Origin of the sequence: Paenibacillus sp. PvR133 (assembly GCF_017833155.1) — a bacterium.
Taxonomy (GTDB): Bacteria; Bacillota; Bacilli; order Paenibacillales; family Paenibacillaceae; genus Paenibacillus; species Paenibacillus polymyxa_B.
Genome location: NZ_JAFIBS010000001.1, coordinates 4,843,656 through 4,857,523, shown reverse-complemented (window position 1 = coordinate 4,857,523; position 13,868 = coordinate 4,843,656). Strand labels below are relative to the sequence as shown.

The 13,868-nt window shown below is 44.1% G+C and carries 16 protein-coding genes and 1 pseudogene; 13 read left to right on the top strand and 4 right to left on the bottom strand.

The window, feature by feature from the left end:
• Window positions 1–133 precede the first annotated feature (133 nt).
• Entirely contained in the window at window positions 134–751 is a 618-nt protein-coding gene (locus JOE49_RS21355; RefSeq protein ID WP_209942751.1) for a TVP38/TMEM64 family protein, read from the bottom strand.
• A gap of 351 nt (window positions 752–1,102) precedes the next feature.
• Between JOE49_RS21355 and JOE49_RS21350 the strand changes: the two genes are divergently transcribed.
• From JOE49_RS21350 to JOE49_RS21330, 5 genes are all read left to right on the top strand, one after another.
• Complete coding sequence (locus JOE49_RS21350; RefSeq protein WP_023989285.1) at window positions 1,103–1,792, top strand: TerC family protein; 690 nt, start codon at window positions 1,103–1,105, stop codon at window positions 1,790–1,792.
• Window positions 1,793–1,955: 163 nt separating this feature from the next.
• Entirely contained in the window at window positions 1,956–2,900 is a 945-nt protein-coding gene (locus tag JOE49_RS21345) for a Gfo/Idh/MocA family protein (RefSeq protein ID WP_076159489.1), read from the top strand.
• A 72-nt stretch (window positions 2,901–2,972) separates the two neighbouring features.
• Window positions 2,973–3,293, top strand: coding sequence for a hypothetical protein (locus JOE49_RS21340; protein ID WP_023989283.1), 321 nt, complete (start codon window positions 2,973–2,975; stop codon window positions 3,291–3,293).
• A 96-nt stretch (window positions 3,294–3,389) separates the two neighbouring features.
• Window positions 3,390–3,668 (top strand): DUF6171 family protein, encoded by a 279-nt coding sequence (locus JOE49_RS21335; protein WP_023989282.1) that lies wholly within the window; start codon window positions 3,390–3,392, stop codon window positions 3,666–3,668.
• A gap of 320 nt (window positions 3,669–3,988) precedes the next feature.
• On the top strand, window positions 3,989–5,473 hold the full coding sequence (locus tag JOE49_RS21330; RefSeq protein WP_053325705.1) for an alpha-N-arabinofuranosidase: 1,485 nt from the start codon (window positions 3,989–3,991) through the stop codon (window positions 5,471–5,473).
• 85 nt (window positions 5,474–5,558) lie between these two features.
• Here JOE49_RS21330 and JOE49_RS21325 read toward each other — a convergent pair whose 3' ends face one another.
• On the bottom strand, window positions 5,559–6,377 hold the full coding sequence (locus JOE49_RS21325; protein ID WP_023989280.1) for an AraC family transcriptional regulator: 819 nt from the start codon (window positions 6,375–6,377) through the stop codon (window positions 5,559–5,561).
• A 166-nt stretch (window positions 6,378–6,543) separates the two neighbouring features.
• On the opposite strand from JOE49_RS21325, the pseudogene JOE49_RS26550 reads away from it, so the two are divergent.
• From JOE49_RS26550 to JOE49_RS21295, 7 genes and pseudogenes are all read left to right on the top strand, one after another.
• A pseudogene (locus tag JOE49_RS26550) lies at window positions 6,544–6,837 on the top strand (Gfo/Idh/MocA family protein); the annotation flags it as partial.
• Window positions 6,838–6,839: 2 nt separating this feature from the next.
• The gene (locus tag JOE49_RS26545) at window positions 6,840–7,010 is read left to right on the top strand and encodes a hypothetical protein (RefSeq protein ID WP_245248456.1); all 171 of its coding nucleotides are present in this window, start codon (window positions 6,840–6,842) and stop codon (window positions 7,008–7,010) included.
• Between the two features lie 18 nt (window positions 7,011–7,028).
• Window positions 7,029–7,796, top strand: coding sequence for a sugar phosphate isomerase/epimerase family protein (locus JOE49_RS21315; RefSeq protein WP_013310856.1), 768 nt, complete (start codon window positions 7,029–7,031; stop codon window positions 7,794–7,796).
• Entirely contained in the window at window positions 7,789–8,871 is a 1,083-nt protein-coding gene (locus tag JOE49_RS21310; protein ID WP_013310855.1) for a Gfo/Idh/MocA family protein, read from the top strand. Before JOE49_RS21315 ends, JOE49_RS21310 begins: the two co-directional genes overlap by 8 nt.
• Window positions 8,872–8,948: 77 nt before the next feature.
• On the top strand, window positions 8,949–9,917 hold the full coding sequence (locus JOE49_RS21305) for a sugar phosphate isomerase/epimerase family protein (protein WP_013310854.1): 969 nt from the start codon (window positions 8,949–8,951) through the stop codon (window positions 9,915–9,917).
• Window positions 9,918–9,937: 20 nt separating this feature from the next.
• Window positions 9,938–10,669 (top strand): ThuA domain-containing protein, encoded by a 732-nt coding sequence (locus tag JOE49_RS21300; RefSeq protein WP_023989276.1) that lies wholly within the window; start codon window positions 9,938–9,940, stop codon window positions 10,667–10,669.
• A 246-nt stretch (window positions 10,670–10,915) separates the two neighbouring features.
• On the top strand, window positions 10,916–11,260 hold the full coding sequence (locus tag JOE49_RS21295; protein ID WP_013371810.1) for a winged helix-turn-helix transcriptional regulator: 345 nt from the start codon (window positions 10,916–10,918) through the stop codon (window positions 11,258–11,260).
• A 125-nt stretch (window positions 11,261–11,385) separates the two neighbouring features.
• On the opposite strand, the gene JOE49_RS21290 is transcribed toward JOE49_RS21295, so the two are convergent.
• Window positions 11,386–11,685 (bottom strand): hypothetical protein, encoded by a 300-nt coding sequence (locus tag JOE49_RS21290; RefSeq protein ID WP_226887755.1) that lies wholly within the window; start codon window positions 11,683–11,685, stop codon window positions 11,386–11,388.
• Between the two features lie 317 nt (window positions 11,686–12,002).
• Between JOE49_RS21290 and JOE49_RS21285 the strand changes: the two genes are divergently transcribed.
• A complete protein-coding gene (locus tag JOE49_RS21285; protein WP_209942749.1) occupies window positions 12,003–12,770 on the top strand; it encodes a DODA-type extradiol aromatic ring-opening family dioxygenase in 768 nt (255 codons plus the stop codon).
• 139 nt (window positions 12,771–12,909) lie between these two features.
• On the opposite strand, the gene JOE49_RS21280 is transcribed toward JOE49_RS21285, so the two are convergent.
• On the bottom strand, window positions 12,910–13,626 hold the full coding sequence (locus JOE49_RS21280) for a Crp/Fnr family transcriptional regulator (RefSeq protein WP_013310849.1): 717 nt from the start codon (window positions 13,624–13,626) through the stop codon (window positions 12,910–12,912).
• Window positions 13,627–13,868 lie beyond the last annotated feature (242 nt).

The window sequence follows — 13,868 nt, the reverse complement described above, 5'->3', positions numbered from 1 at the left end:
AGCTTACAATTAAATTATATACGAGATTTTTGCAAAATCCAACGAAACGTCAGAAACCAAACTGCAGTGTAACTGGCTCTGTCCTCAAAAATCGCAACGAAACATCCTACAGAGACGGGGGCAAACTATCGCATTATATTCTATTGGCGCGTTGAAGCCTTTTTCGGTAGAGTATAAAGCCGCCGCCCACCAGTGCAGTATATAGCACCAAAATGAGCAAATCGGTGATTGGATGTTCTGCAAAGGTGCCGCCTGCATAAGCATACACCGCAATTGCGGGAAGCTTGCCAATAGCTGTACCTAGGATAAAGCTCCAGAACGGAAACCCTGCTACTCCAGCGTATACATTTACCGCTGCCTGGGGGATGACCGGAATCAGGCGAGCCAGCAGCACAGCAGCAAAAGGCTCCCTCTCCATGACCCGATTGAAGCGCTCCAATGCGGGAACCCGCTCCAAATAGGCACGTCCTTTGTCACGGAACAGGGTACGTACGGCACTATAAACGACCAGCGCAGCCAAGGTAGTGCCCAGCCAGCAGATCAGAGCACCTTGCCAGGGGCCTGCGGCATAAGCAATAGAAGCGATAATCAGCTTGTACGGCACAAACGGTATTAACGCGAATAAAAATGCGAGCAGTAGCAGAACTGGAAAGGAGGTTTGCTTGTCCGCCCAGGCGAGCCAATCATATCTGTAGATAAACGCGATGCAAAGCAGCGAAACATAAGCCGCGACGAGTAGCCATTTTTTCATTTACATACCTCTTTCAATATCCCTGTTCGGCTTATCGCTTATACAGAAAAAAATAGGGTTCACATTCCCAATAATGTGTGCTATACTGCCACTAATAGAATAGTTCCCAAAGGGGAGTAGCTCAACGAGTAAAGTCGTCATTACGGGATTTTTAATCCCCGGCTTTATTGGCAACGTAATGTTGTAAGCGAGACCTTTGCCAGGATTTTAGGAATCCGGGTAAATGGTCTTTTTTTGATGCCAAATTTGGGTCAAGCGCCGTTTCCGGATTCCGTGAAATGGCGCTTTTTTAGTATAAAGCGCTGAACTATGTACAGTATAACAAATAAATAAAAAAGGTGGGAGAAACGTATGGATTTTTTGTCAATTGAGTTTTTAACCGCATTAGTATCCATCATTATCATTGATCTGGTGCTAGCTGGTGACAATGCCATCGTAATCGGTTTGGCGGCTCGCAATGTTGATAAGGCCAATCAAAAGAAGGTCATTATTTGGGGGACGGTCGGAGCGGTCATCATTCGTGTGATTGCTACAGTGCTGGTCACGTATTTATTGCAAATTTATGGATTGCGTTTGATTGGGGGACTCGCACTTATCTATATTGCCTATAAGCTGCTGGTCGAAGAGAAAAAACATGAAATTTCAGCTACGAATCAAATGTGGGCAGCGATCCGCACGATTATTATCGCGGATACGATGATGGGCCTCGACAATGTACTTGCTGTTGCGGGAGCAGCTCATGGAAACATGCTGCTTGTTATACTGGGTCTGGCAATCTCCGTTCCAATCATGGTGTGGGGAAGTACGATTATCTTGAAGCTGACTGAACGTTACCCAGTAGTTATTACGATTGGTGCTGCTGTACTGGCTTACACTGCCGCCAAAATGGTGGTGGCGGAACCGCTGATTGCACACTGGTTTATGAACGGGGTCATTAAATACGGCTTTGAGGTTCTGGTTGTGGTTCTGGTTGTAGCCATTGGGATGCGTGTTAAAAAAATTAAAAGTGAAAAAACAAGAAAGCAAGCGCAGCACGCCTAAGCTAACTTACATTAAGTAAACTTAGCTGAAGCTGAACATTCATGCCGTAGAGGCTGTTCTGTTAGGTCCAACTGGACCCGGAGCAGTCTCTTTTCTTTGCTTGTCAGCAGACTTCCATGTAAACTAGACAACAGATGAATGAGTGATTAAAGGTGGGAGCGAAATGGACAAGCAAACGAAGACAAGGGTAGCTATTGCAGGACTGGGTGGTATTGCTCGAAAAGTATACTTACCGTTACTGGCAGCACACCAAGGTGTAGACATTGTAGGTGTCATGAACCGTTCACAGGAGCCGGTGAGTTCCATTATGGAGCAATATAGGTTGCCAAGAGGAACGACTGATGTGAAGGAGATGCTAGCATGGGAACCGGAAGCTGTATTTATACATGCCGCGACCGAAGCTCATTTTGATCTAGTTATGGCGTGTATTGAAAAAGGGATTGCTGTGTATGTGGATAAACCGTTGTCCTATGATGTTCGTCAGAATCTGGAAATGACCGCTTTTGCGGAAGCGCAGGCCGTGCTGCTGGCGGTAGGCTTTAATCGACGTTTTGCCCCGCATTATGTAGCTGCTAAAGCATGGTTAGAGGAAGCAGGTGGATTCAGTCAATGTGCGGCCATTAAACACCGTACTGGATATGATCGAAGACCGGCGGCACAGACGGTTTATGATGATTTAATTCACATGCTTGATTTGCTTTTGTGGTTGGGTGGCGATGATTATGAGCTGCTGCATAGTAGTATGAATACGACGAGTGATGGATATATGGATGCTGCGTTCGGGACCGTACGTTTGGGGAATGCTACCGGAAGCTACAGTATGAGTAGACAGGCAGGGGCTGACATAGAGAAGCTGGAGCTTCACGGGGCAGGACGGTCTGTTGAAGTAATAAATATGGAACAGGCTGTTTTTATGCAAAAAAATCATTCACCACTAACGCAAACATTTGGAAGCTGGGATACGATTTTGGAAAGACGGGGATTCACCGGAGTCGTGAATCATTTTCTGGAGCATATTCATCGTCCGGAGGAGTGTGCTGTACGGGCTGGAAAAGTATTGGAAAGCCATATGCTGGCTGACGAACTGATCAGCCGTTTGAGTGTTTAATATGGAACGTCCGAACGTGATCTTAACAGTCCAGACAGACATCAAGAATTAGGTTGAAGGAGAAATGAATGAATGGAAGAAGATAACCGTGGTAAACAGCTAGAAGAAGCCATCATTGAAAATTATAAGCAAGAAGAAGATATGATGATCCTTGTATTTGCGCAATGGTGTATCAATCACGGGTTGGAGCCAGAGGAATTATATCGTGTAGCGTATCCGCATCAGGATAGTAACGAGCGTCTGCTACGAGTACGCAAGTTGACTGTATCGCGTGAAGAAGCGGGTGATATTCCGCTGGATACGGTATTAGGGGTACTGTCCATGTTCGGAAATGAGGACTTGGCGATGGTCGTATCTGAGGCGGCTGCCAGCCTTTCGTCGGAACGGAAATAGGGCTAGCCAGAATAAACAATATACTGTTATCATTTATGGCATCATGGACTCACTGTATTTACTTAAGACATTGTTGATGGGGAGGGTAAGCTTACGATGGAAGATATACCTATGCCAAGTACCTGTAAAGGCTGTGAAAGAGATATCTCGATATCGGAAGAGCAAATTACCAGAATTCTAACCAACATGAGACCCAAAATGGAATGTGTAAACGATGAAGTGTACGAAGCCAGACTGTTGGCCTGCTCACAATGTGAAGAGTTAATGTCCGGGCATACATGTGGCATCAGCGGAAGTATTGTTCGTGTACGTGCTTTGGCGGCAGCTCAAAATTGTCCCAGTTACCATGGTTCACGCTGGATAGGAACAGCCTAAAAGATACAATGCTCAGGCTCGGCTGAACTTGGATTACGGGTTAAAGTAGTCATACCTTGGTCTGCCCTAATGGCAGGCTTTTTGGTTTGATTGGACCTTTTCTTAACGATTGACAAAAAGTAGGCAATAAAATATATTAAACACGTGAAATGTTTTTATTTAATTATTAATATTTATGTTAATGTTTTCTAGATGAGATGTTGCGTAAAAATTAAGATCGGAAGAAGATCGGTAATATGAGTGATATTTAGACCAAAAATGAAAGCGCAAACATTCGTAAGGGTGTTCCAACAATCTTAATATTTTGGGGAGGGTTTGTTGTGAAGGGTTCTATTGTTGTTAATACCGATTGGAAACAAGGCATTATTAATAAAAATATTTATGGACAATTTGCTGAGCATCTTGGACGTTGCATTTATGAAGGCATATGGGTTGGAGAGGACTCACCGATTCCAAACACAAACGGAATTCGAAATGATGTAGTGGAAGCCCTGAAAAAGCTGAACATTCCTGTATTGCGCTGGCCGGGAGGCTGTTTTGCCGATGAATATCATTGGAAAGATGGTATCGGACCAAAAGAAAACCGTAAGAGAATGGTAAATACGCATTGGGGCGGTGTGGTTGAAAATAATCATTTTGGCACACATGAGTTTTTTCAATTGTGCGAACTGTTAGATGCAGAGCCTTATATTTGTGGAAATGTCGGCAGTGGTACAGTTCAGGAAATGTCGGAGTGGGTAGAGTACATGACCTTCGATGGAGAGTCCCCTATGGCTGCATGGCGTCAGGAAAACGGTCGTGAGAAACCATGGAAGCTCAAATATTTTGGAGTGGGTAACGAAAACTGGGGTTGTGGCGGTAACATGCGCCCAGAATATTATGCCGACCTGTATCGCCGCTATCAGACATATGTCCGTAACTATGGCGAGAACCGCATTTATCGGATTGCAGGGGGGGCGAATGTGGATGATTATCGTTGGACCGAAGTGTTGATGCGTGAAGCTGGGCATCTTATGGACGGTTTGAGCCTGCATAACTATACGATCCCGGGAAACTGGGAAGGGAAACGGCAAGCACTCGGCTTTGATGAAGCGGAATGGTTCGAGACGATGAAAAAATCATTGCATATGGATGAATTGATTACTCGTCATTCAGCCATTATGGACCAATATGATCCTGACAAAAGGGTCGGACTGATCGTCGATGAATGGGGAACCTGGTTCCTGACTGAGCCGGGGACCAATCCGGGCTTCCTGTATCAGCAAAACACGATGCGCGATGCGCTGGTAGCTGGGCTGCACCTACACATTTTCCATAATCACCATGACCGAGTACAGATGACGAATATCGCTCAAATGGTCAATGTTTTACAGGCCATGATTCTGACCGAAGGCCCTGCTATGCTGTTGACGCCGACATACCATATATTTGAAATGTTTAAGGTGCATCAGGATGCACAAGCACTGGCTGTTCATGTAAAGGTGGGCGATTATGAATATGATGGGGATTCCATCCCACAAGTAAGCGTGTCCGCCTCCAAGGCGCAGGATGACAATATTCATATTAGCTTTTGCAACATCCATCCGGGCGAGTCGGCAAACTTGAATTTGGAGCTAAGAGGACTGGAAGAGGTTAAAAAGATCAGCGGTGTTGTTCTTGCCAGCGACGATATGCAGGCACATAATACGTTTGATCAGCCAGAGCGTGTGAAAAAGGAAGCTTTCACATCCTATCAGCTGCAAGGTCAGCATTTGGATGTTACACTGCCACCAATGTCGGTAGTGATGCTGACAATTGCTCCGTAAAAAAGCTGGGTTGTGGTATGTAAGCACAATTTCATTATTATTGGTTATGAACAAAGAGAGCGTTCAGGTGAACGCTCTCTTTTACCTACAATTGCTCGCGGTGAATCACCCTGAATTCTTTGGGCGACATACCGAAGCGGGAACGAAATACACGATGAAAATACGTGTAATTTGCAAATCCTGACGATTCGGCGGCTTGTTCCAGTGACATGGGACTGAAAATGATTCGTTCTCTCGCCATGTTAAGCCTGATGTCCAGCGTGTACTGCATAATGCTCGTATCGAATGTTTCCTTAAACAGATGTACTGCTCGGGATACGCTGATACCTACGTGTGAAGACACGTCATCCAGCTTGAAGTTAGAGGATGCATTTTCTTCAATATAATTTTTAATCTGATACGCAAGATAGTTATGATGAGTAGCGATAGGATGATCGGATAGCATACGGTCAAACTCCAAACATAAAATGCGCATGTAATAACTTGATATTTCCGGGTAAGGATTAGAAATACGTCGTTGCTCCATCACAAGCTGACGAAATAGGCCAAGCAGGGCTTCTGTGAGCTGAACCTTAATTCTGTTGGGTCGTTTATGATGGTTCCACCACTCATCTACCCAGGAACCACCGAAAAAAATGTGATAATCTCCACTTTCCACGACCAGATCTCCCATGGGATTCAACTCACTATGAATATCCAGTTCATAAGGCTCGGTAGGATTGAATAGCAGTAGATCACCCGCCTCAATCCGTGTCATTTCCCCGTTAATGCGGGCCTGGCAGCGTCCATCTGTTTGCAAACGGAATAAATAATTTTTAATCCCATCAGGCTGGTTCGAATAAAAGGGCTTTCGATGGAAGGAATAGCCTGCGGTAAGAACCTGACAAGGCTCGACGATAGACATGATGATGACTCCTTTGGGCATATGGCTGTTTCAAATATTGACCAGATTGTTCATGTTTTAATCATATTATTCATTTTAAACGAAACAGAAATAGAATACTATGTGAACTGTAAAGCTTACATGTTAGATGAGAAAGTACATGTTGGAGGCCAAGGAGTGTGACGACGTGGAACGAATGAAGGCCGGGATTATCGGATGCGGTACTATTAGCTCGGTATATCTTGAAAATCTCCAAAAGAGCCCACTTATTGAAGTGGTGGCCGTCGCTGATTTACTAGATGAGAGGGCCAAGGAGAGGGCCGATGAATTCAACATTGAAAACGTATACAAGGTGGATGAATTGCTTCGTCAGCCTGAGATTGAGCTTGTATTTAATCTGACCGTGCCTGGCAGCCATGCACTGACAGATGTGGCGATACTAGAGGCAGGCAAGCATGTGTACAGTGAAAAGCCTTTGGCGCATTGAAATTCACGGACCATCGTGCTAATGCTGAGCTGGCCTACCATGTGTTAGAAGCCATGCATGCTTTTCAGCGCTCATCATTGGAAGGCAATCACATTACGATGGAAAGCACGTTCAAGCCGGACGAGGATTTGTATTATGGAACAGATATAATGAAAAATTCATCCTAATTAAAGAGGTGAAGGGTAATGGCTAAAGTAGGATTGCAATTGTACACAGTAAGGGAAGAGCTTGAACAGGATTTTGAAGGTACATTGCGCAAGGTAGCTGAGCTTGGCTATAAAGGGGTAGAATTTCATACCTTTTTCGGACGCAATGCCAAGGATGTCAGAGCGCTTTTGGATGAGCTGAATCTGGAAGTTGTCGGAACTCATATACAATATTCTCGTTTGTTGGATCATTTGGATGAGGAGATTGCATACCACAAAGAATTGGGCAATAAGTACCTAATCGTTCCTTATTTAACCGAAGAACAGCGACAGTGGGATGAAATTTTTGCTAATTTGAATCGTATTGGTGAAAAAGTGAAAGAACAGGGCTTGATACTGGCTTATCATAATCATGATTTTGAATTGACAGAAAAAATCAATGATCGCCCGGTATTCGATGCTTTATATGATGCGGTTTCCGATGATTTGTTACAGGTCGAAATGGATACTTGTTGGGTATACTATGGGGGCTATGATCCAGTGGAATACATCGGACGTTATAATGGACGCCTGCCTATCATTCACTTAAAGGATATGGCACGTGACGAGCAACAAAAAGCAGTGACTGTAGAGCTTGGCAAAGGCGAAGTGCAGCTTCAGGCCATTACAGACGCCGCTATTCAGGCAGGTGTGGATTGGGTCGTCGTGGAACAGGATTTCTGCTCAAACCCTCCAATCGAAAGCATTGAAACCAGCATTAAATGGCTCCAACAATACGCAGCTCAGGGAGGAAATATTCATGTCTAAAACACTCAAAATCGGGATTATTGGTTGTGGAGGCATTGCCAACGGCAAACACTTGCCGAGTCTTGCCAAGCAGAAGCGTGCAGAAATCGTTGCATTCTGTGACATCATTCAGGAGCGCGCTGAAGAGGCAGCAGAAAAGTTTGGAGTTGAAGGGTCGCAAGTTTATAGTGATTACCGTCAGTTGCTAGAAAATAAAGACATTGAAGTCGTACATGTGTGTACACCCAATGACTCGCACTCAGAAATTACCGTAGCGGCGCTTGAGGCAGGTAAGCATGTGCTGTGTGAAAAGCCGATGGCTAAAACTGCTGAGCAAGCACGGGAGATGCTCGATGCAGCCAACCGTACAGGTAAGAAGCTGTCTATTGCGTATCAAAACCGATATCGTGATGACAGTTTGTATCTGAAGCAATTGGTTGAGCAAGGAGAGCTTGGAGACATTTATCTGGGCAAAGCCATTGCTCTACGCCGTCGCGCGGTTCCGACTTGGGGAGTATTCTTGGATGAAGAGAAGCAGGGCGGTGGTCCTCTTATTGATATTGGCACGCATGCACTCGACCTGACACTCTGGCTGATGGATAATTACAAGCCTAAAAGTGTACTAGGTTCAACCTTCCATAAGCTAGGGGATCGTAAAGATGCGGCAAATGCCTTTGGGCCTTGGAATCCTGAGGAATTTAAGGTAGAGGACTCAGCTTTTGGTTTTATTACGATGCAAAATGGAGCTACGATTGTACTGGAATCCAGCTGGGCATTGAACGTTGTAGAGTTTGGCGAAGCGAAGACGCTGTTATGCGGAACCGAAGGCGGAGCTGATATGCAGGATGGATTGCGCATTAACGGGGAAAAGAACAGCCGCTTGTTTGATACGAAAATAGATCTGGATGCAGGTGGTGTTGCCTTTTACTCTGGAGAAACGGAAAATGAAGCAGACCGCGAAGCTCGTCTGTGGATCGAATCTATTCTGGACGACAAAGAACCTCTTGTGAAGCCGGAACAGGCACTGGTTGTTACTGAAATTTTGGAAGCTATCTATGAATCGGCCCGTACCGGGAAAGCTGTCTATTTTGACTAAGCACGTAATTATCCCGAATAGACCATCATTATAATGAAAGCAGCTTTTTTCACATATGATACAGGGAGGGATTTCTTTTGAAACTTGGAGTATTTATGGTGTTGTTTGGCGGACGTTCGCTGGAGGAGGCACTGGATTATGTGGCTTCTCAAGGATTGGATGCTGTAGAAATCGGTACAGGCGGCAACCCAGGAGATAAGCATTGTAAGCCGGATGAGTTGCTGGAGAATGATACAGCGCTCAAAAATTTTAAAAAGGCAGTAGAGTCCCGCGGACTAACGATTAGTGCGCTTAGCTGTCACGGCAATCCTCTTCATCCGCAAAAGCATTTGGCCCAAGCTGATCATGAAACGTTTCTTAAAACCGTTCGATTGGCAGAAAAGCTGGAAGTTCCAGTTGTGAACACTTTCTCTGGCTGTCCGGGTGATCATGAGGATGCGAAATATCCAAATTGGCCTGTGGCTCCGTGGCCTAATGATTTTCAGGAAGTGTTGAAGTGGCAATGGGAGAATAAAATTATTCCTTACTGGACTGAGACGGGAAAATTTGCAGCAGATCATCATGTTAAAATTGGGCTGGAGCTACACGGAGGCTTCTCCGTTCATACACCAGCGACCTTGCTTCGTTTGCGTGAAGCTGCGGGAGAGGTCATTGGTGCTAATCTGGATCCGAGTCATATGTGGTGGCAGGGAATTGACCCAGTGCAGGCGGTTCAAATTTTGGGTCGAGAGGGAGCCATTCACCATTTTCATGCCAAGGATACGACGATTGATCCGGTCAATGTAAATAAATATGGGCTTACCGATATGCAGGAATATACGAAAATGCTAGATCGCGCTTGGCAGTTCCGTACTGTGGGTTATGGACATGATGTAAAAACCTGGGCAGATATTATCAGTGCTCTGCGTCTGGTGGGATACGATTATGTAGTGAGTATTGAGCATGAAGATGGTCTGATGTCCGTGGAGGAAGGCTTTACTAAGGCTGTCCACAATCTTCGCCAGGTATTGATTGAAGAACCGCTGAGCGAGATGTGGTGGGTCTAACCTAATAGGGGGAAATGTTGATGATTAACGTCACCATTTGGAATGAATTTTTGAACGAAAAGTTGAATGATGAAGCCAAACAGATATATCCTGACGGGATACACAAAGCGTTGGCTGACGGCCTGGCAGGAGAGGGATTTGCCATTCGAACAGCTACTCTTCGTGATGATGCCGAGCATGGTTTGGGAGAAGAGATCCTGAATTCCACAGATGTGCTGCTGTGGTGGGGGCATAAAGCCCACGATCAGGTGAGCGATGAAGTTACGGCGCGTGTTGTAAAGCGAGTGCAGGGAGGAATGGGCTTGATCGTGCTACACTCGGGCCATTTTTCAAAGCCATTCAAAGCCCTAATGGGCACTAGCTGTGATCTGAAATGGAGGGTGGCAGGTGAACAGGAGATTATTTGGTCGGTGAATCCGTCACATCCTATTGCAGAAGGCATAGACGCCAAAATTTTGTTGAAGCAGGAAGAGATGTATGGCGAGTTCTTTGATATTCCAGCGCCGGATGAATTGGTATTTGTTAGTAACTTTGAAGGCGGCGAAGTATTTAGAACCGGATGTACTTTCCGCCGAGGTAGCGGTAAGATATTCTATTTCCGCCCAGGTCATGAGACCTATCCGACTTATTACCAGCCTGATATTTTGAAAGTTATCGCCAACAGCATTCGTTGGACTTCTCCGACAAATATTAACAAACCAATATATGGAAGAAGTGAACCTGTAAGACCTCTCGGTGGAGTGTTGGTATAATAACAATCATCACATTTTGATGAGCTGTATAATGAACAGATTGATAGGCGGAACCTCTAGGGATTCCGCCTTTTTGTATTTAACGATTTAGACATATACCTGCTGTGTTGGTTTGTTGTATAATCAGTTTTGGTCATGGCAACTTTATCAGCGCAGGTATTTAATTTAAGAAGAAAGTGTTTTCTTTCGGGATAAAGTATGCTAAAATGATATATACTAACAAAAGGAAAGCTTTATCAAACCGAAATGCAAAAGAAGGTGAAAAATTTGGAGAGTCAACCGCAATTTACAAAAATGTGTCCGCGTTTTGAAACCGCCTTTTCATGTTTGGGTAAGCGTTGGAATGGATTAATTATTCAATCCATGATGAGCGGTCCTAAGCGGTTTAAGGATATTTCCAATCTGATTCCCACAATGAGTGACAAAATGTTATCAGAGCGGATGAAAGATTTGGAAAATGAAGGAATACTTACACGTCATGTATATCCGGAAACTCCTGTCCGCATTGAATACGAGCTAACAACCAAAGGCCGTGCGCTTCAGCCGGTTATGGAACAGATTCAATTTTGGGCTGAGGAATGGATTAGATGAGCACCAAACTAAATAAGCGTTTCTCATAGCAAAACAGCCTTTTCCTAGGAAAAAGGCTGTTTTTTTATTTTGTGTATAGGACTACTTATCCATTTTACAGAAATGATCTGCATAGGCAGGACGGCTTAATAGCCTTTGACGCGCCCTGCAACTGAGAATAATCCTGCTGTTGCACGGCGGGGCACACGGGTTTGAATATCCAGCGCGGCCGAACGGAATGTACCCAAGCAGGAATGGCAAAGTCTTCCTGCATAAATGGGGGAACGGCAGGATTCACAAGGATAATCAAGCTGACTGTATGTGGAGGGAAACTTGCCTGCTCTTACCCAATCTGTGAGCAATTCTATAGGTGTGCCGGTTACGTCACTGAGCTGACGAGTATGAGTAGAAGGATGCTTCCATAGATAGTTAGAACAGCGGTCCAAGAATATATTTTCTTCCTGAATACAAGAACTACACAGGTTTCTAAGGTTTTGACGAAAAACGGAACCGCATTTTGGGCAATTAGAAGTATGTATCTCCATAGAAACCAGTCCTTTGTATCGAAACATAGTGAAATTTTAAATTTATTAGTTACATATTACTATGACCTTATACCTATATCAATCTTTATTTATGGAATCTCTGATCTTTAAGTGTATGTTGAAATCTGTGTTGACATTACTTTGTTACTTATGTATTATTACTTACATAAAGTTACTTAATGAATAAAATAAACTATTACTGATAAGGGGATCTTTATATGATGCCATCTTTATTTTTGGCCCACGGCTCACCGATGCTTGCTATTGAACAGACGGACTATACTTCATTTTTAGAGCAACTGGGGAAAAGCATTCGCCCTAAAGCGGTTGTTATCTTTACTGCTCATTGGGAAGCGCAAACGTTGACGATCAGTTCGATGGATGACGTGTACGATACCATTTATGATTTTGGCGGTTTCCCACCGGAACTGTACACGGTGAAATATCCAGCACATGGTTCTGTGGAACTGGCCAATAAGCTGGAAAAATTATATGAAGAAAAGGGCATTGACGTACAAACTGACCGGGTGAGGGGACTGGATCATGGATCCTGGACATTGTTGCATCGTATGTATCCTGAGGCAGACATTCCGGTAGTTCAGATCTCAGTAAATCCATATCTTTCGCCCAAAGCACAATATGCCATTGGTGAAGTGCTGCGTGGACTGGGAGAACAAGATATTCTGGTCATTGCCAGTGGAGTGACTGTTCATAATCTGCGTATCGTCAAATGGGGGGAAACGAAAACAGAACCTTGGGCTATAGATTTTGATGATTGGATTATTGAAAAAGTTCAAAGTAGAGATATAGAGGCTTTGGATCACTATGAAAGCGAAGCACCGTATGCTCGCCAGGCCGTACCAAGAGCAGAGCACTTTGTACCGTTGTTTATTGCAATGGGGAGTGGCAATCCTGCAAACAAAGCCAAGGTCATCCATAGAAGCTATGAGATGGGGAATTTAAGTTATCTATGCTTACAGTTTTAAAAAGTGTGTTGCCAGAAGAAGGACTAGTGTTAAAATGCTTCGCAACTGCTTCTGTATAAGTAGAGGAGTGGAAATAAATTAGGGAGTGTTATAAGCTATAATGGCTTATAACACTCCCTTTTACATAAAAAACGATTTATTATATGCGGCAAATCTCACGAGGGCACAATTCACAATGACATACGCCTTGCAGCATTTCCAAATCCTTGACAACAATCATGCCATTATCATATTCAACTGCATTTTTCTTACGTAGATCACTAAGCATCCGGTTTACGCTTTCCCGAGTCGCACCGATCATATTTGATAAGTCAGTATGAGTAATTTTTTTATGAATCAGGATATGTTCGCCGTGAGGCTCACCATAGGTATTGCATAGACGGATGAGTGTTGAACATAAAGCGCCAGGCTTGCCGTACATCATCAAATCGCGGAACTTAGTCTGAGTAATGCGATGATGCGAACCCATCCATTTCATAAAGTCAATCGCAAAATCACAATGCTGGCAAATAAGTAGCTCCAGATCTGTATGATCGATTACGCCAATATCACTGTCTTCCAGAACCTCAGCAGAAAAGGAATGCTTAGTACCGAAAAATGGATCGGCTTGACCAACAAGATCGCCGCTTTGATACATATATAGAATAAGTTCCTTACCCTCATCCGTTGTTTTGGTTACTTTCACGCGTCCGCGCTTAATATAAAACAGCTTATCCGCTGTATCTCCTTCCCAGAACAGATGCGAGCTTTCTGGCATAACTCGATCTTTCATCATCACTTGCAACCGGTTGAAGCTGGCCTCCGAGAAGCAACAGGTGTTGCCGCGGGCTTCCATTACATTTGTAGGGTTTCTCATCGTCCATTTCCCCTTTGTATCCTATGTTTTTTATCTGCAACTTGATCAATTCAAATTCATTATATACCTGCGCAATGCGTTTTTGGGGCAAGAAGAGGGGGTAAAAGTGGCAGAATTCCAAACTTTGTGATTTAATTCACTTCATAAAATAAAATTTTAAATAGATTGTGAAAAAAATCACAATATATCTTGAAAAGCTGTGTTACGATCAGTGCGTGAACAAGAGATAGTACACGAGATAA